Annotated in this window: 24 protein-coding genes; 7 read left to right on the top strand and 17 right to left on the bottom strand. The window is 57.6% G+C overall.

Annotated elements, in window-relative coordinates; translation table 11 throughout:
- Window positions 1-610 (top strand): riboflavin synthase subunit alpha (locus AACS18_RS07160; RefSeq protein ID WP_108614016.1); only part of this gene is annotated, 610 nt, incomplete at its 5' end.
- Between the two features lie 174 nt (window positions 611-784).
- Here the strand turns inward: AACS18_RS07160 and AACS18_RS07155 are convergent.
- From AACS18_RS07155 to AACS18_RS07140, 4 genes are all read right to left on the bottom strand, one after another.
- On the bottom strand, window positions 785-988 hold the full coding sequence (locus tag AACS18_RS07155; protein ID WP_005336871.1) for a CPXCG motif-containing cysteine-rich protein: 204 nt from the start codon (window positions 986-988) through the stop codon (window positions 785-787).
- A gap of 272 nt (window positions 989-1,260) precedes the next feature.
- Window positions 1,261-1,920: a hexitol phosphatase HxpB gene (gene hxpB / locus AACS18_RS07150; RefSeq protein ID WP_108614015.1), complete on the bottom strand. Its 660-nt coding sequence runs from the start codon at window positions 1,918-1,920 to the stop codon at window positions 1,261-1,263.
- A 126-nt stretch (window positions 1,921-2,046) separates the two neighbouring features.
- On the bottom strand, window positions 2,047-3,225 hold the full coding sequence (gene purT, locus AACS18_RS07145) for a formate-dependent phosphoribosylglycinamide formyltransferase (RefSeq protein ID WP_108614014.1): 1,179 nt from the start codon (window positions 3,223-3,225) through the stop codon (window positions 2,047-2,049).
- 85 nt (window positions 3,226-3,310) lie between these two features.
- Entirely contained in the window at window positions 3,311-4,201 is an 891-nt protein-coding gene (locus tag AACS18_RS07140) for a DMT family transporter (protein WP_101530832.1), read from the bottom strand.
- A gap of 226 nt (window positions 4,202-4,427) precedes the next feature.
- On the opposite strand from AACS18_RS07140, the gene AACS18_RS07135 reads away from it, so the two are divergent.
- The gene (locus AACS18_RS07135) at window positions 4,428-5,015 is read left to right on the top strand and encodes an FMN-dependent NADH-azoreductase (RefSeq protein WP_005352326.1); all 588 of its coding nucleotides are present in this window, start codon (window positions 4,428-4,430) and stop codon (window positions 5,013-5,015) included.
- A gap of 182 nt (window positions 5,016-5,197) precedes the next feature.
- Here AACS18_RS07135 and AACS18_RS07130 read toward each other — a convergent pair whose 3' ends face one another.
- The 4 genes from AACS18_RS07130 to AACS18_RS07115 form a co-directional block, all read right to left on the bottom strand.
- On the bottom strand, window positions 5,198-5,377 hold the full coding sequence (locus AACS18_RS07130; RefSeq protein WP_075115065.1) for a hypothetical protein: 180 nt from the start codon (window positions 5,375-5,377) through the stop codon (window positions 5,198-5,200).
- A gap of 163 nt (window positions 5,378-5,540) precedes the next feature.
- Window positions 5,541-5,729 carry a DUF4250 domain-containing protein gene (locus AACS18_RS07125; RefSeq protein WP_019445848.1) on the bottom strand — a complete coding sequence of 63 codons (189 nt, stop codon included), beginning with the start codon at window positions 5,727-5,729 and terminating at the stop codon, window positions 5,541-5,543.
- 2 nt (window positions 5,730-5,731) lie between these two features.
- Complete coding sequence (locus AACS18_RS07120) at window positions 5,732-6,196, bottom strand: MarR family winged helix-turn-helix transcriptional regulator (RefSeq protein WP_005336856.1); 465 nt, start codon at window positions 6,194-6,196, stop codon at window positions 5,732-5,734.
- 170 nt (window positions 6,197-6,366) lie between these two features.
- Complete coding sequence (locus tag AACS18_RS07115; RefSeq protein ID WP_108614013.1) at window positions 6,367-7,581, bottom strand: UPF0149 family protein; 1,215 nt, start codon at window positions 7,579-7,581, stop codon at window positions 6,367-6,369.
- 231 nt (window positions 7,582-7,812) lie between these two features.
- On the opposite strand from AACS18_RS07115, the gene AACS18_RS07110 reads away from it, so the two are divergent.
- Together AACS18_RS07110 and AACS18_RS07105 are read left to right on the top strand one after the other, a co-directional pair.
- A complete protein-coding gene (locus tag AACS18_RS07110) occupies window positions 7,813-8,691 on the top strand; it encodes a CvfB family protein (RefSeq protein WP_005345791.1) in 879 nt (292 codons plus the stop codon).
- A gap of 1 nt (window position 8,692) precedes the next feature.
- The gene (locus tag AACS18_RS07105; RefSeq protein ID WP_108614012.1) at window positions 8,693-9,004 is read left to right on the top strand and encodes a DUF1289 domain-containing protein; all 312 of its coding nucleotides are present in this window, start codon (window positions 8,693-8,695) and stop codon (window positions 9,002-9,004) included.
- Window positions 9,005-9,059: 55 nt separating this feature from the next.
- Here AACS18_RS07105 and AACS18_RS07100 read toward each other — a convergent pair whose 3' ends face one another.
- Window positions 9,060-9,383: an HI1450 family dsDNA-mimic protein gene (locus AACS18_RS07100; RefSeq protein WP_005336851.1), complete on the bottom strand. Its 324-nt coding sequence runs from the start codon at window positions 9,381-9,383 to the stop codon at window positions 9,060-9,062.
- A gap of 147 nt (window positions 9,384-9,530) precedes the next feature.
- On the opposite strand from AACS18_RS07100, the gene AACS18_RS07095 reads away from it, so the two are divergent.
- Window positions 9,531-9,659: a hypothetical protein gene (locus AACS18_RS07095; protein ID WP_019445852.1), complete on the top strand. Its 129-nt coding sequence runs from the start codon at window positions 9,531-9,533 to the stop codon at window positions 9,657-9,659.
- Between the two features lie 3 nt (window positions 9,660-9,662).
- Here the strand turns inward: AACS18_RS07095 and mtgA are convergent, their stop codons facing one another.
- From mtgA to minC, 5 genes are all read right to left on the bottom strand, one after another.
- Complete coding sequence (mtgA, locus tag AACS18_RS07090) at window positions 9,663-10,454, bottom strand: monofunctional biosynthetic peptidoglycan transglycosylase (protein ID WP_042055922.1); 792 nt, start codon at window positions 10,452-10,454, stop codon at window positions 9,663-9,665.
- Window positions 10,439-10,765 carry an HI1450 family dsDNA-mimic protein gene (locus tag AACS18_RS07085; RefSeq protein WP_005352317.1) on the bottom strand — a complete coding sequence of 109 codons (327 nt, stop codon included), beginning with the start codon at window positions 10,763-10,765 and terminating at the stop codon, window positions 10,439-10,441. The genes mtgA and AACS18_RS07085 overlap by 16 nt, the downstream gene beginning before the upstream one ends.
- A 197-nt stretch (window positions 10,766-10,962) precedes the next feature.
- Window positions 10,963-11,229, bottom strand: a complete 267-nt coding sequence (minE, locus tag AACS18_RS07080; protein ID WP_005336848.1) for a cell division topological specificity factor MinE — start codon at window positions 11,227-11,229, stop codon at window positions 10,963-10,965.
- A 2-nt stretch (window positions 11,230-11,231) separates the two neighbouring features.
- Window positions 11,232-12,044, bottom strand: a complete 813-nt coding sequence (gene minD, locus AACS18_RS07075) for a septum site-determining protein MinD (protein WP_005336847.1) — start codon at window positions 12,042-12,044, stop codon at window positions 11,232-11,234.
- Between the two features lie 18 nt (window positions 12,045-12,062).
- Entirely contained in the window at window positions 12,063-12,782 is a 720-nt protein-coding gene (gene minC, locus AACS18_RS07070; protein ID WP_013723728.1) for a septum site-determining protein MinC, read from the bottom strand.
- Window positions 12,783-12,889: 107 nt separating this feature from the next.
- On the opposite strand from minC, the gene AACS18_RS07065 reads away from it, so the two are divergent.
- Complete coding sequence (locus AACS18_RS07065) at window positions 12,890-13,168, top strand: YcgL domain-containing protein (RefSeq protein ID WP_005360946.1); 279 nt, start codon at window positions 12,890-12,892, stop codon at window positions 13,166-13,168.
- A gap of 843 nt (window positions 13,169-14,011) precedes the next feature.
- On the opposite strand, the gene AACS18_RS07060 is transcribed toward AACS18_RS07065, so the two are convergent.
- From AACS18_RS07060 to ppnP, 3 genes are all read right to left on the bottom strand, one after another.
- A complete protein-coding gene (locus AACS18_RS07060) occupies window positions 14,012-15,382 on the bottom strand; it encodes an L-serine ammonia-lyase (protein WP_005336844.1) in 1,371 nt (456 codons plus the stop codon).
- A 275-nt stretch (window positions 15,383-15,657) separates the two neighbouring features.
- Complete coding sequence (locus AACS18_RS07055; RefSeq protein WP_108614011.1) at window positions 15,658-17,043, bottom strand: L-serine ammonia-lyase; 1,386 nt, start codon at window positions 17,041-17,043, stop codon at window positions 15,658-15,660.
- A 152-nt stretch (window positions 17,044-17,195) separates the two neighbouring features.
- Window positions 17,196-17,480: a pyrimidine/purine nucleoside phosphorylase gene (ppnP, locus tag AACS18_RS07050; RefSeq protein ID WP_042055930.1), complete on the bottom strand. Its 285-nt coding sequence runs from the start codon at window positions 17,478-17,480 to the stop codon at window positions 17,196-17,198.
- A gap of 270 nt (window positions 17,481-17,750) precedes the next feature.
- On the opposite strand from ppnP, the gene AACS18_RS07045 reads away from it, so the two are divergent.
- Window positions 17,751-18,992 carry a dicarboxylate/amino acid:cation symporter gene (locus AACS18_RS07045; RefSeq protein ID WP_005352303.1) on the top strand — a complete coding sequence of 414 codons (1,242 nt, stop codon included), beginning with the start codon at window positions 17,751-17,753 and terminating at the stop codon, window positions 18,990-18,992.
- Window positions 18,993-20,151 lie beyond the last annotated feature (1,159 nt).

The following is a 20,151-nucleotide window of genomic DNA, read 5'->3' as shown; positions in this document are numbered from 1 at the left end:
CGGAATTGTGCAAGGTGTGGCCGAGCTGGTCGCCATTGAAGAGAGTGCTTCATTTCGTACCCACGTGATCCGCATGCCCAGCCGGGAGTGGGGGGAAGGGCTGGCCCTCGGCGCTTCGGTCGCCCACAACGGCTGCTGCTTGACCGTTATCCGGGTAGAGGGTGAGCTGGTCAGCTTCGATCTGATGCAGGAGACCCTGCGCCTGACCAACCTCGGCAAGCTGCAGGTGGGGGACAAGGTCAATGTGGAGCGGGCTGCCCGCTTTGGCGACGAGATCGGCGGTCATGCCATGTCCGGCCATATCATCGGCATGGCAGAGGTTACCTCGGTGATCGATACCCCCAACAACCGTCAGGTGTGGTATCGCCTTGCTCCCGAGCTGATGAAATATGTGCTGACCAAGGGGTACATCGGCATCGACGGCATCAGTCTGACCATCGGCGAGGTGCGCGAGCGGGAGTTCTGCGTCCACCTGATCCCCGAGACCCTGGCCCGCACCAACCTGGGTTGGGTCAAGGCTGGCTGGCAGACCAATATCGAGATCGATCCCCAGACCCAGGCCATCGTCGATACGGTGGAGCGGGTACTGGCGGCGCGCGGGGGTCACTGAAAGGAAACGGCTCGGTTTCAATCGCCTCATAAGCAAGGGCCTGCAGTGTGCAGGCCCTTGTTTTTTACATGGTGAAAATATCCACTCAACTTTCTATGACTCGCAGTCACAACATCTGCTCAGCTCTTTGCGACTTGCAGGCAAAACAGCTGCTCGGCCTTTTGTGACTCGCAATCAAAACAGTTGCTCGTCGTCGGCATCCACAAAGAGTTGCAGGCAGTCGCGGGCTTCGTCGCGGTGGAGCCGCAGGTGGATCGGATTGCAACAGGCCATGCAATCTTCGTAAAACTCCTGATCACCCTGGCTGGCATCCAGCTCGACCCGGGTATGGTGGCCACAGTGAGGGCAGACGATGCGCTTGCTGGTGTACTCGATCATGATAACCTCCTCGGGCCCTGAGGCCGCCTATCTACCCTGATTCTAGTCGGGCTGCAGGGGGTTAACCGCGAGCAAACGCACGTTTATGACAGAGATCAAGCCTGAGCGATGGCAAGGTGCAACCGGTTGGACTGGTCGTGTGTGAGAGGAACAGTCTGGTTGCGAATGACTGGTGAAAAGAGGGGAATTGCCAACAGTTGTTTGGCAATCACAGGGGGCTGGATGCCCCCTGCGGATATGAGAACGCGAGCGCAGCAAGACGCCGATAGGCGCTACTTGACCCAGCTGGCCAACATGTCGGCATTCAGCTCGGCCAGCGAGCTGAGCTGGTAGTTGGCGATGGCCAAGCGTGGGTCACCCACTAAAGCGGGATCAGGCACGATCAGCGCAGTCATGGAGGCCGCCTTGGCCGCCAGCAGGCCGGTAAAGCTGTCTTCGATGGCTAGACAATGGACGGGCTCGACCCCCAGCTTTTCGGCCGCGTGGATATAGACATCCGGGTGCGGTTTGCCGAAACGCTCGATTTCCGCAGAGTGAACCGCCATAAAGCGATCGCGAATGCCGAGTTTGCCGAGCACCGCTTCTACCATCGCAAAGGGGGAGGAGGTAGCCAGACCCACTTTCAGCCCGCGGGCCTCGATAAGGTCGAGCGCTTCCAGCACACCGGCTTTGGCCTGACCTTCGGAGAGGATCAGGGCGTTGACCTGATCCAGAATGCGCTGCACCACTTCTTCCTGAGTCGGGCCGCTCCACGGGCGCAGGCGATACCAGTGGGCGACCAGCTGATCGATGCGCACGCCGATGGTCGACTCACAATCCTCGACGGTGTGGGGGTGACCTAGTTCGGAGAAAACGGCGATCTGGGCCCGTTGCCAAAAGGGTTCCGAGTCGATCAGAACACCATCCATATCGAAGATCACGGCAGCTAACATCTTGTACTCCTGACAAATTTGAAGAGGGGATTATAAGCCTGACGGGGAAATGCAAAAGGGGCATTGCCATGCCCCTTGCGCCCGATCACATCGGCAAACGTTTGTTTTGCTGTGGCAAAAAAGCCCTTAGAACAGTACTTCGACTTTGGCGGCCACGGCTTTAGCGTTTTCCACCGCATCCTGGCAATCATCTGCGCGGGCCAGCGCCACGCCAAGACGGCGGCGACCGGCGATCTCCGGCTTGCCAAACAGCCGCAGCTGGGCACCCGGCACCAGCGCCAATGCCTCACCAATCCCCTGATAGCGGATATTCTGGCTGTGCCCTTCGCGCAGTACCACGGCGGAGGCGCTCGGCCCGTACTGGGTGATGGTGCCGACCGGCAGCCCCAGAATGGCGCGCACATGCAGGGCGAACTCGGAGAGATCCTGAGAGATCAGGGTCACCATGCCGGTATCGTGGGGACGCGGCGAGACTTCGCTGAACCACACTTCATCGCCTTTTATAAAGAGCTCGACCCCGAACAGGCCGTAACCACCGAGGGCCTCGACCACCTTGGCCGCTACCTCTTTGGATCGGGCCAGCGCCAGCTCGCTCATCACCTGCGGCTGCCAGGATTCGCGGTAGTCGCCATCTTCCTGACGGTGGCCGATCGGCTCGCAGAAGTGAATGCCATCGACGGCGCGTACAGTGAGCAGGGTGATCTCGTACTCGAAGGGGACGAAGCCTTCGACGATCACCTTGCCACGGCCAGCGCGGCCACCCTCCTGGGCGTAGGTCCAGCTCTCATCAAGCTTGGCGAGATCGCGCAGTACGCTCTGTCCCTTGCCGGACGAACTCATCACAGGTTTCACCACGCAGGGCAGGCCGATAGCCTCGACGGCGGCGACAAACTCCTCTTTGCTTTGGGCAAAACGGTAGGGTGAGGTGGGCAGACCCAGGGTCTCGGCGGCGAGGCGGCGGATCCCTTCCCGGTTCATGGTGAGCTGGGTAGCGCGGGCGTTGGGCACTACCTTGACCCCTTCTTGCTCAAGGGCAGCAAGGGTATCGGTGGCAATCGCTTCAATCTCGGGGATGATGAGGTCGGGTTTAACCTCGGCAACCAGGGCATGCAGGGCGTTGCCATCGAGCATGTCCAGCACGTGGGCAGCGTGGGCCACCTGCATGGCGGGGGCATTGGGGTAGCGGTCGGCGGCGATCACTTCGATCCCGAACCGTTGCAACTCGATGGCGACCTCCTTGCCAAGTTCGCCGGAGCCCAGCAGCAGGGCACGGGTGGCGCCGGGGCGGGTTGCGGTTCCAAACATACGATCTCTCCTGATGTCGATGGTCACTGTTAATGGCCGCTATTGCACGAATAGCGGACAAAAAAAGAGGCACGCATGGCGTACCTCAGGAAACGGGTTTGTGAGCGCGCTGCTCCAGATGGGTCAGCAAGGTAATGGCGCCAATGATGATGGCGGCGCCAAGCCACAGACGGCCGGGGGGCGCCCAGCCAAATACCAGCCAGCCCGCCAGCACGTTCATCGGCAGCTTGGCAAAATCGAAAGGCTGCACGAAGGAGGCCTCTGCCACGCTGTAAGCGCGAGCGATGGACATCTGGGCCAGTGCCGTCAACACACCGGAGGCGGCTACAAGCAGCCATTGGCTCTCGCTCGGCCACTGCCACTCCGGCAGTGCCAGCATGACGTTGAACGGGGTACTAAAAATAAGCAGGTAGACCACGATGGTGTGGGATGATTCGTTGGCTGCCTGATAGCGCACCATCAGGGAGTAACCTGCCCAGAATAGCGCCGCCGCCACCGGCAGCAGGGAGGCCCAGTTGAATTCGTCAGTCCAGGGTGCGAGGATCAGCATGGCGCCGGCAAAGCCCGCCAGGGTGGCCAGAATGCGGGCGCGGCTCACCTGCTCCTTGAGCAGCAGGGCGGAACCCAGGGTGGCAAACAGCGGTGAGGTCATCAGCAGAGCGATCCCCTGCCAGATGGGGACGGGGTACGCCAGTGCCCAGAGCCAGAGCTGGATGCCGATCACCGCCAGCAATACCCGCAACAGGTGCAACCGGAACTGATTGGTCATCAGGGATTGGCGCAGGCCATGGCGAACCAGCCAGGGCAGCAGGCAGATCAGGGCGATCAGGTATTGATGGAAGGCGACCTGGGTAGAGGCAAGGCCGAGTTTGAAGCTGACATACTGGCTCAGGCTGTTGACGGCGGCGAAGCAGAGTCCTGCCACCATCATCCAGACTGCACCGGCCAGAGGAGAGTGCCTGCGCGAGGGTATCATGGGATCCGGGTCGCTGGAAAAAAGTGCGGCGGATCATAACGGCAATCGTTTGTTCTGCCAAGGGTTGAAGCGCGGTCGCAGGGCTGGCTGGCGAGGAAGTGGCCTTGCATCAAAAATTTTGAACAAGTTGAGCATCTATTTTCGCTATCAGCAAATAAGCACAATGTTTAGAGTGACCTCCATCGACAGCAACGCTGTTCAACCGACAACCAAATGGAGTTTCACCATGGCCAATATCCTCGTACTCAAATCCAGCATCCTGGGTCAATATTCCCAATCCAACGCCCTGATCGACGGCTTCCTGGCTGACCATCAGGATGATGCCGTCACCGTGCGTGATCTGGCAGCCCTCAACCTGCCGGTGCTGGATGGCGAGCTGGCCTCCGGCCTGCGTGGTGGTGATAACCTCAATGAGCGTCAACTGGCGGTGATCGCCCAGTCCGACGAGCTGATCGCCGAACTCAAAGCGAGCGACTTGGTGGTGATTGCGGCCCCCATGTACAACTTCAACATCCCGACCCAGCTGAAAAACTGGATCGATCTGGTGGCTCGTGCTGGCGTCACCTTCCGCTACACCGAGACCGGTCCGGTGGGTATGGTTGAAAATACCCGTGCGCTGGTGATCAGCCCCCGCGGCGGCATGCACGTCGGCAGCGCCACCGATCTGGTCACTCCCTACATGCGTACCGTGCTCGGTTTCATCGGTATCAAAGAGGTGGATTTCATCTACGCCGAGGGGATGGGTATGGGCCCGGATGCCCAGAGCAAGGGGATGGAAGCGGCCAAAGCGCAGCTTGAGGCTCTGGCTATCTAAGGGCTCTCTCTATAAGGGCTATCTATCCCGTCAGGGGTTATCTCTTCAGGGGTTGCCCCGCCAGATACAAGAACGCAGCCATCAGGCTGCGTTTGTTTTTGGGCTAGATATGAATGCGACAGACGTTGCTGCTACAGAGAATATCGCGGCAAGCGGTTGGTATAGATGTTCCTGCGGAGTCACTACTCCATCATAAAACGGCGACAACCGCGCACCAGCAGCAATGCCACCGCGACCAGCAGGCCAAGCAAGAGGGTGGTCAGCCACTGTTCGGTACTTTGCGGCATGTGGGGCGTGAAGAGGCTGATCATCAACAGGGTACAGAGCGTGATCAACAGGCTCTGTCGGGTCATCAATATCATGGGGTCATCCTTGGTTTGCTCACCTGAAACGATTTTAATGCCCTCTTGTGACAGGGTGATGTATCCGTGCATCACCCTGTTGGGGCTCTTCAGACCATATCAGGTTTTTACCGCAGAGCCAGCGCCATCACTGGCGCTGTGATCCCGATCCCGCTAGCTCTCTTTATCTGAACTGTTTCTGCGCTGGCTGGTAGTGAAAATCGCCGCTGGCGAGCCGCGCTTCCAGTGCAGCCTGATCGATCTCCTGCGCCTTGCAGAGATCATCCAGATCGTCATAGCGATCACGCAGCTGCATATTGACGACGCTCAGCAGCATGTTGATGTCCATGGTGGCGAACTTTTTCAAATCCATGATTATTTCTCCCGATCCAGTGATTGCAGCTGCTCGATGGCGGCGCTGACGCTGTGCAGATGCTGACGGATCGCCTCGCGGGATTCGCTTGGCAGATAGTCGGTCAGGGTATGTTGCCAGCTGCCCGCTTCGCTCTTGAGTTGCAGGAAGAGGGCGAGCCCGGCATTGGTGAGGGAGACCAGGCTGATGCGTTTATCCTGCTCGCTGCTCTCGGTAAAGATGATCCCTTTTTCGACCAGACGGCGGATCTCGCGGGAGATGCGCACCTTGTCCATGCCGCTCGCCTCGACCAGCTCTTTCTGGCTGATGGGGTAGTTGGGGCCGAGCACCATCATCAGGCGCCATTGGGGCACGGTCAGCTGGTAACGCTGTTCATAAAACTGTTCGAAGGTATCCCGTAGCATCTCGGCGGCATGTACCAACTGATAGGGCGGGTAGTGAGCGAGTAACGCTATGATTTTTGACATATTACACCCTGCTGTGACGGCTGCATCAGATGCAGTTTCTTTTGATACTTTGACATTGATGATACGAAACTCAAGCTGATTTGTCTGACCCGGTTGCGATGAAATGTGCGGTGGCGCACGCCCTCAAGGAAAAACCGGGTCTGACCGACGGGATTTTAAGCCAACGCTGTTCAGCCTTTACGCAACCAGATGAGGGCGTTCTGCTTGAGCCAGGCCTCGCGAGTGTGGATGGCGTAGAGTGCGGCCTCGTCGCGGCTGCCTGCTTGCCAGCTTTGCGGCTCCTGTTTGGGCAGCTTGCGCTGACCCAGCAGGCAGGCCGGAATGTGCGGGTTGGCCTCGATGGCGACCAGCAGATGGGGCTTGGCTGCCTCGGTACCCTCGGTGGCAAAGACCATCAGCGCCTTGTTATAGAGCAACCAGCTGGAGGCTTCATCGAAGCGCACCAGCAGGGCGGCCAACGCCTGCCAATCCCCTTGCAGTGCATAGAGGGTGGAGAGGTTGTAGCGGCAACCCAGCTCATCGGCCATGCAGATTGTCAGCAGCGCCAGATACTCCGCTTTGGCCTCGCCCAGCTTGCCAAGGCGCAACAGGCAGTCGGCGCTGCCAGCTCTGGCGGCCAGCAGGGGGCGCAGCTCGGGGGCACTCCAGCCGTGGCCGGCGATTTGCTGCCAGAAGGCGTCATCAAACAGCGGAGTGGCATCGGCGATGATCTTCTCGAACCAGCCGAGGCGGGCCTGATGATCGCGGCAGCTATCGGCCAGCTCGAACCAGGTCTGCCACTGTTGGGCCTGCTCGCCATTGAGGGCCATATCAGCGCTGGGGGCGGCTTGATACTGGTCGAGGTTGAGCAACTGGTTGAGGGCGGTTTTCATATTCTGGCGCTGGTGTTTGCAGAACTCGACAAAGGGGAGTTCGCTGGCGGCTGCGCTATAGAGCATCTGGGCCATCTGCTTGTCGCGAAACAGGCTCAGCTCGGCGGCCAGACTGAAGCGGTACTGGGTGGTCGGGTCGTTCAAATCCTTCGGCTTGGGCCAGGTGGCAAAACCCATGCTGAAGCCATAACACCATTGACCGAGGGGGTGGCTCTGTTCGAACACCTGCTCGGGGTTATCGCTGGGCAGGCGGCATTGGCTCGGCAGGGCCAGCTGGGCGTCGTCGGCTTGGGATTCCAGCTCGGCGATCAGGTGGTTGAGGGCTTCTGCGCTTTTTTCATCCAACTCAGCATCCTGTTCCAGCAGACCAGCCAGCGGGCGTTGCCAGTCAGGGGTCTCTGGCCCCACCAGACGGGCACAGAGAAAACCGTGCAGGGCCGGGTAGGTCATGTCCTGATCGCTGTGTCTCTGGATCCATTGATTAAGATGGCGGGTACGAGTGGATGGGTTCATCGACAGTTCCTCTGGATTTGAACAGCCGCGAAGTCTACCTAAAAGTGGGGTTATTTGCAGCAAATGGCCGCCTGCTTGGCGATTTAATCACCATTGGCGGATAAGATAGGGGCGAAAGGGCGGCTCGTGGTGGCTTGGGGACTAGGCCGGATCACCGCTCTTGAGGTAACATGCGCGCCCATAGGGGCCATGATCAATTGGCCCATCCGGGTAATGAAAAAAGAGAGCACCATGATACAGATTGGCAAGATGAACACCCTCACCGTTGTTGAACTCGAAGATCGCGGCGCCTGGCTTGCGGCCGATGAGTACGGTGAACTGCTGCTGCCCAAGCGTCAACTGCCGGAAGGGGTGAAAGAGGGGGATAGCGTGCAGGTCTTCCTCTATCTGGATGCCGACTGCGAACCGGTGATCACCACCGACAAGCCATTTGCCATGGTGGACGAATTTGCCGGTCTGAAAGTGGTCAATGCCAACAAGATTGGTGCTTTCCTCGACTGGGGCATGAAAAAGGATCTGTTTGTGCCCAGCCGCGAGCAGAACAAGCCGATGCAGGTGGGCCACGTTTATCTGGTGCGTCTGCAACTGGATAACGAAGGGCGCATGGTCGGCACCAGCCGCATCGAGCGTTTCCTGACCCCGGCCGGCAGCAACTTCAAGGTTGGTGACGAAGTGACCGCGCTACCGGGGGAGCACTCGCCCCTTGGCATCAAGGTGATCGTCAACGGTCAGTATCCCGGGATGCTGTTCAAGAACGAGGTGTTTGGCCGGGTGATGACCGGTCGGCCGCAAACCGCCTGGGTCAAGCAGGTGCGCGAAGATGGCAAGCTGGATCTGACCCTGCAAAAGCCGGGTCTGGCGCGGGTTGATGACGCTGGTGAACGCATTCTGAGCCGGATGAAAAAGCAGGGCGGCAGTCTGGCGGTGGGTGACAAGAGCGAACCCGAGCTCATCTACAAGCTGTTCAGCATGAGCAAGGGCACCTTCAAGAAGGCGATCGGCGGCCTCTATAAGCAGGGCAAGATTGTCATCGAAGACAATGCCATTACCCTGACCGACGCCGGTGCCGCGCAGGTACAAGCAGGCGAGCAGGCGCAGGATAGCGAATAAGATGCCGAGTCCCTGTGTTGGTCTCTGCAAGGCGAAAGATGGGCTTTGCCTTGGTTGTGGCCGCACCCTGAGCGAGATCGGCCACTGGTCGGCGATGGATAGCAAGGCCCAGCTGGCGGTGATGGCCGAGCTGGATGGCTCGAAAAGCACCCACCGCTGCCCGGGTTGTGGTGAACCGGCCTATTGCGCCGTCTCTGCCGGTCAGACCATTGCGCAGTGCTGGTGCAGTCAATTGCCGGTACTGCCGATGCAGGAGGCCAGCGCTTGCTGGTGCCGCCGCTGTCTGGCCAAGGCTATCGCGGCGCAGGATTAGCAGAGAGCAGAAATAAAAGAGCATAGAAACAAGAAAGGCGCCGATGGCGCCTTTCTTATGCCTGCTGCTGGCGATGCCAGCGCACATGCACTTGATCTTCGGTCAGCAGACGGGGCAGCAGGAAGGTGGCGAAGATCACCTCAAACTCATCCTGATGATCCAGCAAACCGACCCACACTTCGACCCAGCGCTCCATATCGACCGGCTCACCCAGCTCGGTCGACCAGTCGGCATTGGGCAGAGTCGCCTCCACGGCGCCACGCTGCTCAAACTCCAGGGTGATGTCGACTATTTGTTCGGGGGCCAGCATATCGGCGGCCTGCTCAAGAAACTGATCATAGGCCCATTCGACCAGCTGATCCGGGGTACGCTGTTCCATGAAATCACTCCAGATACATCGAGGTTCGCTACTGTAACAATTATTGGCTGTGGCGGCCAGACCAGTGCGCCGGGCGTGGCTGGCCTGTCCAAGTTGCCGTTGGGGGAGTATGGTTAAGGCGCGGATCATCTGGCAGGGAGTAAGGGGATGAAGCAGCGGGGACGGCGGCAACAGATCAAGCGACGGCGCGAGGCCTGGTGGTGGCACTATCTGCCACTCCACCGCGAGACGGTGGGCGGCCATCTGGGCCCACCGGAGAAACCCGATGAGCCCTGAGGATCAGTCGGCCTGATGCACCCGATTGAGGGTGATCTGACCCAGTTGCCCCATCTGGCGGCGGATCCAGACCGAGCGCTTCTGCACATAGGGTGAAGGGGGCTTGACCCGATAACGCCACGGATTGGGCAGGGCGGCGGCCAGCAGGGATGACTCGTAGCGGGTCAAGCGGCTGGCCGGTTTGCCAAAGTAGGTGCGGGCAGCGGCTTCGGCGCCATAGATGCCGGGGCCGAACTCCACGATATTGAGATAGACCTCGAGAATACGGGCCTTGTCCCAGCCCAGCTCCATCAGCAGGGTAAACCAGGCCTCCAGCCCCTTGCGCAGGAAGCTGCGATCACTCCACATAAAGAGGTTCTTGGCGGTCTGCTGGCTGAGGGTGCTGGCACCGCGCACCCGTTCGCTGTGCTGGTTGTGCTTGAGTGCGGCGTTGATGGCATCCATGTCAAAGCCGTTGTGATCGGCAAAGCGCTGATCCTCGGCGGCGATCACCGCCAGTTGCAGCTCCTTGGAGATGGACTCCAGATCTACCCATTGATGGCGTACCTGGGTGATTTTGGCGGGCGGAAATAGAGCCCGCTCGATACGCCAGCTCCACATCGGCGGATCGATAAAACGCAGCAAGGCGACCGAGCCGACCGAGCAGAGCAGCCCGGCCAGCGCGATCTTGCCTGCCCACCTCAACACCCGGCGCCCAAACGATGCAGATGGGCGCACGGGGGCCACGGCGTCAGGGCCAGACTCCCACTGATAGTGGCTGGGATCATCGGGATCCGGAATTATTGGGGCAGCCATTCGATGTGGCAGAACTTCTCGTCAACACGGCGGGAGAGCAGCATACGGGCAAACAGGTGCTCATACTCTTGTTCTTCATTGCCAAGGCCTACCCAGATCTCGGCATAGTCGGTATCGCTCACGGCAAAACCCACGTCCGCCTCCCAGTCATCGGCCGGGTCGGTTTCGGCCAGCAGGCCGCGGTCGTTGAACTCCTGATTGAAACGGGCGATCTCCTGCTCCGGCAGGTTGTCAGAGGCCAGCTCCATAAAGAGTTCAAGGGCGGTATCGAGCAGTTCCTCGACGCTGTGCATTTCGTCATTCATAGACATAAGCGGTCTGTTCCAGAAAAGAGAAAAAGGTGCCGGCGCAGATCACAGCCTGCGGGGCGGCGCTATTCTAGCGGTCGGCAGACCCCTTGGCGAGATGAGGCGAGCCGCTGTGACCTGTTTTTGTGCCAATAAAAAACCGGATCCAGTGACAGGATCCGGTCTTCATTGGGGGAAGGGGTCACGCATAGGGCGTCAGCTCATCCCTTCTTGTCATCGGCGAAGGTGATGTTGAGCTCCAGTACCGACAGCTCATCACTCTTCTGATCCAGTTGGACGGTTATCTTCTCCGGATCAATGTTGACGTATTTGCGGATCACATCGAGGATGTCCTGCTTGAGCTGGGGCAGGTAATCCGGCCCCCCTCTGGATGAACGCTCGTGAGCAACAATGATCTGCAACCGCTCTTTGGCCAGTTGTGCGGTGTTCTGTTTCTTGTTGGAACGAAAATAATCCAATAATGACATGTTTAACTCCCGAACAGTCGGCTAAAGAAGCCCTTCTTCTCTTCTTCCAGAAAACGAAATTCCTTGGCATCGCCCAGCAGGCGGGACACCGCATCTTCGTAGGCCTGACCGGCATCGGACTCCTTGTCCAGAATAACCGGTTCGCCGGAGTTGGAGGCGCGCAGCACCGCCTGGGACTCCGGGATCACCCCGAGTAGCGGGATGGCCAGGATCTCCTGCACATCCTGCACGCTCAGCATGTCGCCGCGGTTGACGCGGGTCGGGCAGTAGCGGGTCAGCAGCAGGTGCTCCTTGATGGGGTCTTCGCCACGCTCGGCGCGGCGGGACTTGGAGGCCAGGATGCCAAGGATGCGGTCGGAGTCACGCACGGAAGAGACTTCCGGGTTGGTGGTGACGATCGCCTCGTCGGCAAAATAGAGCGCCATCAGTGCGCCCGCCTCGATCCCCGCCGGGGAGTCGCAGACGATGTAGTCGAACTTCATCTCCGCCAGTTGATCCAGGATCTTCTCGACCCCCTCACGGGTGAGGGCATCTTTGTCCCGGGTCTGGGAGGCGGGCAGGATAAACAGATTTTCAGAGCGTTTGTCTTTGATCAGCGCCTGATTGAGGTTTGCTTCCCCGTTGATGACGTTGACGAAGTCATACACCACGCGCCGCTCGCAGCCCATGATGAGATCCAGGTTTCTTAGACCGATGTCAAAGTCAATGACCACTGTCTTGTGACCACGCTGGGCTAAGCCGGTGCTCAGGGCCGCACTGGTTGTGGTCTTGCCAACGCCACCTTTACCCGATGTAACGACTATGATTCGCGCCATTCTCGCTTCCTTGTAACTCTATTTGATACGGTCTATTCGGAGTTGTTCGTTGTCCAGCCGAACGTGTACCGGTTGCTGGATCAGGCCTGCCGGCAATGCATCGCTCAGCTGGAATGTGCCCGCGATGGAGAGCAGCTCGGCCTGTAATTGCTGGCAATAGATCCGGGCCTGGGTGTTTCCCCGAGCACCGGCAATGGCTCTGCCACGCAGGGTGCCATAAATATGAATGCTGTCGTCGGCGAGCACTTCGGCTCCCGGACTGACGGACCCCAGCACCACCAGCGAGGTGCCGGCGGCGTAAATTTGCTGGCCGGAACGAACCGGTCCCACATGTACCTTGCTCGGGATCAAGGGGGCGGGTTCTGGCTCGGGAACCACCTCAGGGGCGGCTGGCGCGGGGGCAGGCTCGGGTTCCGGTTCGCTCTTGCGACTCTTGCCCGAGGCCATCACTGCCAGTCCCACCGCCTTGGCGGCTGTCTTCATCTCTTCACTGCGCGCCCCCGTGATGCCGACCAGCACAAACTCTTCGGACTCCACCAGCTCCTTGAGCTGTTCGAAATCGGGAATATGTTCCAGTCGGGAAACATTGATCACCAGCGGCGCACAATTAAAAAAGTAGGGTGCCTGGGCCACTTTTTCGGCCAACAACTGACGTATCCGCTCAGGCTCGCCATCGCTGATATGCAACACAGAAATAGTGAAGGTGGTCCCTTTCAATTCGTTATCGCGCTCAACCATGAATCTTCCCCGAGGCAGAGATGCTAATCCGTTATTGTTATTCAATTCCTGATGTTATAGTTTGCCCCCATCAGAGGCAATAAACTCGTCGGATTATATCAATTTCCATGTTGTGTGCAGTCTATAAAAGTCGCAAAAAAGCCGAGACCTACCTTTTTGTTGAAAAAAGAGAGGATTTCTCCCGTGTTCCCGAGCCACTGCTGAGCGCATTCGGGCGTCCCGAGCTGGTGCTGATGACCAAGCTGGATCCGGCCAAGCCCTTGGGGCTGGCTGATGTCGGCAAGGTGATGGCCGCGCTGACCAACCAGGGGTTCTACCTGCAGGTGCCACCGCCTCCCGAAAATTTGCTGGAGCAGCACAAGGCCAGCCTGAAAAAACCATCCTGAATATCCAGCCCCGTGGTGCATTCTGCCCAGCGGGGCTAATTCTTTGTGACTCTGCATGACGCATTCCGGCCCCGGAGAGGTGGCCTGCGATAATCCCGTGACAGGATCTGGCCAAATTAAACCCTCCCTTTGGTGATATTCACTTTTCGCTGTTTAAATAGAAAGTCAATCTGCTCCCAACACCATATCCTCAACCTTTGCTGGCGCTCACAAAAATAGCGAGTGGCGCACGCTCATATCCTCCATTTCAACGGCTATTGGCCAATTCATCGATTATTTTCAGCCCCTTCCTTGGGCGCTTTTTTGGCCTCCACTGTACATCAAATAGGGCGTAAAGAGGGCGGTGATAACTGTGCTAAAACCAGTTTGCGCGATGCGCTGTGACCAAAGTGATGAGCTAACCCCCTGTTTGTGTACTTGATTGTTTGCCCTGATCTCGAAAGTGCCACATAGGTGGCACTTTCGTGGCGGCGTGATAATCCGCAGGGTGAGCGGTAACCGCGTCTTGCCAAACAAGGGTATGCCCAAAGGGGAGGGGATTGAGCTGAGGGGCCATCTCGATATCGATTAGTTGTGAAACCGTGACAGGGGCAAGATAGCGGGTAAAGGTTTCATGTCGGGGCGTAATGTCCCTTTCAATGCATTGAGACGAGTTAATCAAGGTATGTAATTAGAGAGGCATTCAGACAAGGCAATCCGCATTGCGGTGGCGTAGCAGGGGTATATCAGCGACGTCCTACAGTGAAATGGTCGGTATGCCGGTATAAGTGCCCAGCATCCCATTCGGGCAATAAAAAAGGCGGGATATCCCGCCTTTGTTCAGATGAGGGTCGCAACCCCTATTTATTCGCAGGCAACCTGCATCACCTTGATGGCCAGACCGCCACGAGAGGTTTCACGGTACTTGGAGTCCATGTCCTTGCCGGTGATGTACATGGTCTCGATCACCTTGTCCAGGGAGACGCGCGGCTTGGAGGTACGACGCAGGGCCATACGGGAGGCGTTAACAGCTTTCATGGCAGCGATGGCGTTACGCTCGATGCAAGGCACCTGTACCTGACCGGCAACCGGATCACAGGTCAGACCCAGGTTGTGCTCCATGCCGATTTCGGCAGCTTCGCAGACGTGCTCCGGGCTACCGCCCATCAGCTCGGTCAGACCGGCAGCGGCCATGGAGCAGGAGACACCCACTTCACCCTGACAGCCCACTTCGGCGCCGGAGATGGAGGCGTTCATCTTATAGAGGATGCCGACGGCACCGGCAGCCAGATAGAAACGGGTGTACTCGTCACGGCCAACCGGCTGGATGAACTTGTCGTAGTAAGCCAGTACGGCCGGGATGATACCGGCAGCGCCGTTGGTCGGGGCGGTGACCACGCGGCCACCGGCAGCATTCTCTTCACTCACGGCCAGAGCGAACATGTTGACCCAGTCAACGATGTTCATCGGGTCGCTCGAGAGGTTCTCGTTGGTGTTGAGCTGACGGTAGAGCGGCGCGGCACGACGGGGTACGCGCAGCGGGCCGGAGAGAACACCTTCGGTACGGCAGCCGCGCTCGATACCTTCACGCATGGTGTTCCAGATCTTGCCGAACTTCTTGTAGATCTCTTCCGGAGTGTTGAAGCACTTCTCGTTTTCCATCATCAGGGCAGAGATGGAGAGACCGGTCTGGCTGCAATGGGCAACCAGCTCGGCGGCGCTCTTGAACGGATAGCGTACGGACATGTCGCCGCTGTCAGCCTTGCCGAAGTTCTCTTCGTCAACGATAAAGCCACCACCGATGGAGTAATAGGTCTTGCTGTAAACCACTTCATCTTCGATCAGGGCAGTCAGCTTCATGCCGTTTTCGTGCAGCGGCAGGGCTTCGTCGTGGAATACCATGGCATCGCGCGGGAAGCTGACGGTGTGGCAGTGCAGGCCGATCGGCAGGCGCTCGGTCTGCTCAACACGGGAGATAAACTCGGGGATGGCATCGATATCGACATTTTCCGGCAGGTTGCCAGCCAGGCCCATGATGATGGCAGTGTCGGTATGGTGGCCTTTGCCGGTCCAGGAGAGGGAGCCGTAAACATCGACATTGATCCGGGTTACATCGCGGATCTTGCCGCCCGCGCGCAGCTCGTCAACAAACTGTTTGGCCGCTTTCATCGGGCCAACAGTGTGCGAAGAAGAGGGGCCTACACCGATTTTGAAGATATCAAAAACGCTGATCATGTCACTATTACCTCAGGGTAGAAGGGGGCGGCATGCCCACTCACAGAAATTTGGGAGATCCATGGAACGCGCTTGTCAGCGCAGGTCACAGAACCAGATAACCGTAGTGTAACGGCTCCAGACCTAAAAAAAGTTGAAATAGATCTATTTTTGTTGAATCTGAGGCGCGAGTATAAAATTTATTTTTGTGCTTATCCATTTTGTTAAGCGTTTGCCCATAAAAATACCCGGCGATGCCGGGCATTTAGGAACCAAATGGAGTCATTTGCCGTTTTTTAACATTCGGTAATGTTAACGGCGAGGCCGCCACGGGCCGTCTCCTTGTATTTGGTCTTCATGTCGTTGCCGGTCTCCCACATGGTCTTGATCACCTTGTCCAGTGACACCTTGTGCTCGCCGGTGCCGCGCAGGGCGAGGCGGGCGGCATTGATCGCCTTGACCGCCCCCATGGCGTTGCGCTCGATGCAGGGCACCTGCACCAGTCCGCCTATGGGATCGCAGGTGAGGCCGAGATTGTGCTCCATGCCTATTTCGGCGGCGTTCTCCACCATGGCCGGGCTGCCACCCAGCAGTTCGGTCAGCGCGCCAGCCGCCATGGAACAGGCGACTCCCACTTCTCCCTGACAACCCACTTCGGCGCCGGAGAGGGAGGCGTTCTTCTTATATAAGATGCCGATGGCAGCCGCGGTGAGGAAGTAGCGGATCAGCGTCTCGTCATCCACCTTGTGCACGAAGCGATCGTAGTAGTGCAGCACGGCGGGGATGATGCCCGCAGCGCCATTGGTGGGGGCGGTGACCACCCTGCCACCGGCGGCGTTCTCTTCATTGACCGCCAGCGCAAAGAGATCGACCCACTCCATCACCATCAGCGGATCCTTGTTGAAGTTGGTCTCGCAGCTTAACTGGCGGAACAGCCCCGGGGCGCGGCGCCGAACCTTGAGGCCGCCCGGCAGCACCCCTTCGCTTTTGCAGCCTCGCTCGACGCAGCCCTGCATCGCCTGCCAGATCTTGCGCAGCCCCGCTTTTATCTGCTCATCGCTGCGAAATATCCGCTCATTGGCGAGGATAAGCCCCGAGATGGAGAGGCCGCTCTCCTGACAGTGGGCCAGCAGCTGGGCGCCGCTGTCGAACGGGTAGGGGACAGGGTGTTCGGCATCGGACTTGGCGGCCTCCTCCTTGGCGGTGGCAAAGTGGCTCTCTTCAATGATGAAGCCTCCCCCGATGGAGTAGTAGGTCTGGCTGAAGCGTAGATTTTCCTCTTTATCAAAGGCCCGCAGAGTCATGCCGTTGGTGTGGGCCGGCAGGGTTTTGCGGCGGTTGAAGATGATGGCACCGGTGCGCGGAAAATGGCTTGGTTGCTCGCCTGCCAGCGGCAGGTTCTGCTCCTTTTCCACTCGAGCCAGAATGGCGGGAATCGCATCGATATCGACCGACTCCGGTTCAAAGCCCGATAACCCCAGAATGATTGCCTTGCCGGTACCGTGCCCTTTGCCGGTCTGGCCCAGCGAACCGTAACACTCCACTTCGACCCGCGTGATCTGCAGCAGATGGCCTTGCAGCTTGAGCTGCTGAACGAAGGCATAGGAGGCACGCATGGGGCCGACGGTATGGGAAGAGGAGGGGCCAATTCCGATGGAAAACAGGTCAAACACGCTGATCATGACATCAATCCGGTGATGGTTTATGTCTGTTTATTCTAGGATTTTTGCCATGGATAGGAAGCGGGGATGTGCGGTGCTGTGACATGGACACAGATAATGGGGCTGGGGGGACCAAGAAAGTTGAAGGGGCTGATCCCCTTCAACCGGCCTGATCAGTCGAGAAATTCACACAGATAAGCTGTCGGGGTTTTCACTTCCAGCTTGAAGGAGGAGTGACCGGCCACCAGGAAGGATTCACCCTGGTTGTAGGTGTGCCACTCATCTTCATCAGCCAGCTGGATGGTGAGGGCGCCCTTGATCACTGTCATCCGTTCGGGGGCGGCAGTGTTGAACAGGTAGTCACCGGCGTTCATCACCCCGACGGTTGATTTCTCGCCTTTTTGTTCGAAACCGATGGATTTTACATTTCCGTCGAAATACTCGTTAACTTTCAGCATCTTTACATCCCTGTGTGTACGTTTGTGCAGCCAAACTAGCACAATCTTTTGCCAGTTGTCATGGGGGATGAGGTAAAAATCGCCGAGACCGCTTTGAATCTTCACTTTTTCGCAAACTTATTAATAGCCAAGGTTAATGATTTGCTGATTTAAAACAGCAATTAAATGTGAGATAACACGCGCAAACAGGGGAATGGGCAGCCGCTCATTCCCCTGTTTGGTTAATTGCACTGGGAAAAGTGTGAATTTTGCTACATAAAGGAACATATTGTGTTAACTAAAGGACTCATTAAAAACATCGGCTTCCAGGTTGTGGTCGCCATGGTACTGGGCGCAGTGGTCGGCGCGTTCATGGGTGAACAAGCCACCGTGTTTGCACCGCTCGGTACCCTGTTTATCCAGCTGATCAAGATGCTGGTGATCCCGCTGGTGGCGGTAGCCATCCTCTCCGGCGCCGCCAATCTGGGCGCCAGCCCGGCTGCGGGCAAGATCGGTGCGGCTACGCTGGCCTTCTTCCTCGTGACCTCCGCGTTGGCCGTGTTGCTGGCGCTGGTGATGGGGCAGATCTTCAAACCGGGTGTCGGGGTCGATTTCGCTTCCGTCGCCTCCATGTTTGGCGGTGACTACGCCGATAAAGGGGCGCTGCCGGATGCAGTCGCCACCCTGCTTGGCATGATCCCCACCAACGTATTCAACTCACTCAACGAAGCGAACATCCTGCAGATCCTGGTATTCTGCATGTTCCTCGGCATTGCGCTGGCCAAACAACCGCGCGAGCGGGCCAAGCCGCTGGTCGATGGGCTCAATACCCTGGTGGATGCCTTCGTCTGGATGATCAACAAGGTGATGATCATCGCACCACTCGGGGTGTTCGGTCTGATGGCAGAGGCCATCGGTACCTACGGCTTCGACGTGCTGACCCTGGTACTCAAGCTGTTCGTGGTCTATGTGGCTGCCATCCTTATCTTCGGCTTTGTGGTCTATCCGCTGCTGGTGATGATGTTCTCCAACACGCCGGTGATGAAGTACCTCTCAGCCATGAAGAAGCCGCAGATTGTGGCCTTCTCCACCGCCTCTTCCATGGCGACCCTGCCGGTCAATATGGAGACCTGCGAGCATGATCTGAAAGTGACCAACGCGACCGCTTCCTTCGTGTTGCCGCTGGGTGCCACTATCAATATGAGCGGCAACGCCATCTATTACGGTCTGGTCGCCATCTTCTTTGCTCAGGTTTACAACATCGATCTGAGCGTCGGTGCCTGGGCCGCCATCATTGTGACCTCCACTCTGGGCGCGATCGGTCAGGCCGGTGTGCCGGGCCCAAGCTTCCTGGTGGTTGCCGTGCTGCTGGCGGCCGGGATCCCCATCGAAGGGTTGCCGCTGCTGTTCGCGCTGGATCGTCTGTTCGACATGATCCGCACCTCCCTCAATATCACCGGCGATGCGGCCTGTGCTGTCATTGTTGACCGCTTCAGCCCGGAATATGACCCGCAGCGCTGGAACAAGGCATAATTGCTTTGAGCTGGACTGAGATATAACAGCCCTAAGCTGACACTGCGTAACGCGAGCCCCTGCCATGATGGCGGGGGCTTTTTTATATCTGCCGGACAAGTATCAGAGCAAAGGTGTGCTCAAGAGATTGCTGACGGATTTAGCTGTGTTGAATTGAGAGTACAGGAGGGGAAAACATCAGTTGTGGGCATGGGCCGTGTGGCGTCAACCGGCCTGTTGTAGATGCCGGGGTAGGGGATTGTCAAACGGCGGGTAACAAAAAGGGGAGCTTTGCTCCCCTCGGATATGATCTGCTGCTGGTTCTACTCCATCAGGCCATATGGTTAAACCATCCTGGTTACACCCTTGTGGCGAAAGAAACAGCGTCAACGTGATGAAATCATATCTATGTTGACCATCTCGGCATTGTCACTGAAAAGCGCCAGTTGGTGGCGATTAAACAGACATGGCAAAGAGGTCAGTCCGGATTGATGCCTCTCTATCCGGCTCAGAACTGTGACAGTGAGGGCAGAGAGACAGCAACCAGGGTGAAAAACACCGTGAAAACGGCAGTAACGACAAACTCTTTCATTTTTCTCTCCCTAAGTTGTTGGTTGATGTAGTCAAGATACCATAACAAGGGGGTAAAACAAGGTGTAAATTGATAAAATAGCCACTTTATGTTTTTGGTTGGTTGAAATGGCTGTTTTTGTCATATTGAGCTGATTTTATCACCTGCTCTGGCATGGTAGGCATTCAAGATTCTGTTTTTATAATTATTTCATTTAAATTCAATTGGTTGGTGAGATGCTGGTTGGCTTGGTGATGGGTTTTGTATGGAGCTTTATTGGCGTTTTATAAGTTTTCACCCTTGCAACAGTGCCATTGAGGTCATAAAAAGTGTGTAAGGCCATGGTTTGACGATTCCTGACGTAGATAGCTCATCCAAAAGAAGTCTATGGAGACAATCTGGTTGCCAGCCCTTGTCGTACCATCACTTTATCAGTCCGGAGTCTCCGCATTTTTACAGCAATATACTGGGTTCATAGGGAGGATAGCGGTGCATCGGGGGGATACAGAGTGGCAGCTGGCTGTTTTATCACCGCCAATTTTCCCGCCGGCCTCGGAATAGACATGGCCGCAGCAAGAGTGAGGTGCGCAATAGGCCAGAGGCGTATTC

This window comes from Aeromonas sp. HMWF015, from assembly GCF_963878965.1.
Lineage (GTDB): Bacteria > Pseudomonadota > Gammaproteobacteria > Enterobacterales > Aeromonadaceae > Aeromonas > Aeromonas veronii.
Note: the sequence above shows the minus strand (reverse complement) of the source record. Positions and strands in the feature narration are given on the sequence as shown.

What these genes read in the sequence shown, in the direction of transcription:
- AACS18_RS07155 (WP_005336871.1), bottom strand. Translation starts at nt 988, where the DNA reads ATGATCGAGTACACCAGCAAGCGCATCGTCTGCCCTCACTGTGGCCAC.
- AACS18_RS07060 (WP_005336844.1), bottom strand. Translation starts at nt 15,382, where the DNA reads ATGATCAGCGTTTTTGATATCTTCAAAATCGGTGTAGGCCCCTCTTCT.
- AACS18_RS07130 (WP_075115065.1), bottom strand. Translation starts at nt 5,377, where the DNA reads ATGATATTGATGACCCGACAGAGCCTGTTGATCACGCTCTGTACCCTG.
- AACS18_RS07140 (WP_101530832.1), bottom strand. Translation starts at nt 4,201, where the DNA reads ATGATACCCTCGCGCAGGCACTCTCCTCTGGCCGGTGCAGTCTGGATG.
- minC (WP_013723728.1), bottom strand. Translation starts at nt 12,782, where the DNA reads ATGGTTGAGCGCGATAACGAATTGAAAGGGACCACCTTCACTATTTCT.
- AACS18_RS07100 (WP_005336851.1), bottom strand. Translation starts at nt 9,383, where the DNA reads ATGGAACAGCGTACCCCGGATCAGCTGGTCGAATGGGCCTATGATCAG.
- minE (WP_005336848.1), bottom strand. Translation starts at nt 11,229, where the DNA reads ATGTCATTATTGGATTATTTTCGTTCCAACAAGAAACAGAACACCGCA.
- AACS18_RS07120 (WP_005336856.1), bottom strand. Translation starts at nt 6,196, where the DNA reads ATGTCAAAAATCATAGCGTTACTCGCTCACTACCCGCCCTATCAGTTG.
- AACS18_RS07125 (WP_019445848.1), bottom strand. Translation starts at nt 5,729, where the DNA reads ATGGATTTGAAAAAGTTCGCCACCATGGACATCAACATGCTGCTGAGC.
- AACS18_RS07110 (WP_005345791.1), top strand. Translation starts at nt 7,813, where the DNA reads ATGATACAGATTGGCAAGATGAACACCCTCACCGTTGTTGAACTCGAA.
- ppnP (WP_042055930.1), bottom strand. Translation starts at nt 17,480, where the DNA reads ATGCTGAAAGTTAACGAGTATTTCGACGGAAATGTAAAATCCATCGGT.
- AACS18_RS07055 (WP_108614011.1), bottom strand. Translation starts at nt 17,043, where the DNA reads ATGATCAGCGTGTTTGACCTGTTTTCCATCGGAATTGGCCCCTCCTCT.
- AACS18_RS07135 (WP_005352326.1), top strand. Translation starts at nt 4,428, where the DNA reads ATGGCCAATATCCTCGTACTCAAATCCAGCATCCTGGGTCAATATTCC.
- AACS18_RS07065 (WP_005360946.1), top strand. Translation starts at nt 12,890, where the DNA reads ATGTTGTGTGCAGTCTATAAAAGTCGCAAAAAAGCCGAGACCTACCTT.
- purT (WP_108614014.1), bottom strand. Translation starts at nt 3,225, where the DNA reads ATGTTTGGAACCGCAACCCGCCCCGGCGCCACCCGTGCCCTGCTGCTG.
- mtgA (WP_042055922.1), bottom strand. Translation starts at nt 10,454, where the DNA reads ATGGCTGCCCCAATAATTCCGGATCCCGATGATCCCAGCCACTATCAG.
- minD (WP_005336847.1), bottom strand. Translation starts at nt 12,044, where the DNA reads ATGGCGCGAATCATAGTCGTTACATCGGGTAAAGGTGGCGTTGGCAAG.
- AACS18_RS07085 (WP_005352317.1), bottom strand. Translation starts at nt 10,765, where the DNA reads ATGTCTATGAATGACGAAATGCACAGCGTCGAGGAACTGCTCGATACC.
- AACS18_RS07105 (WP_108614012.1), top strand. Translation starts at nt 8,693, where the DNA reads ATGCCGAGTCCCTGTGTTGGTCTCTGCAAGGCGAAAGATGGGCTTTGC.
- hxpB (WP_108614015.1), bottom strand. Translation starts at nt 1,920, where the DNA reads ATGTTAGCTGCCGTGATCTTCGATATGGATGGTGTTCTGATCGACTCG.
- AACS18_RS07115 (WP_108614013.1), bottom strand. Translation starts at nt 7,581, where the DNA reads ATGAACCCATCCACTCGTACCCGCCATCTTAATCAATGGATCCAGAGA.
- AACS18_RS07095 (WP_019445852.1), top strand. Translation starts at nt 9,531, where the DNA reads ATGAAGCAGCGGGGACGGCGGCAACAGATCAAGCGACGGCGCGAGGCC.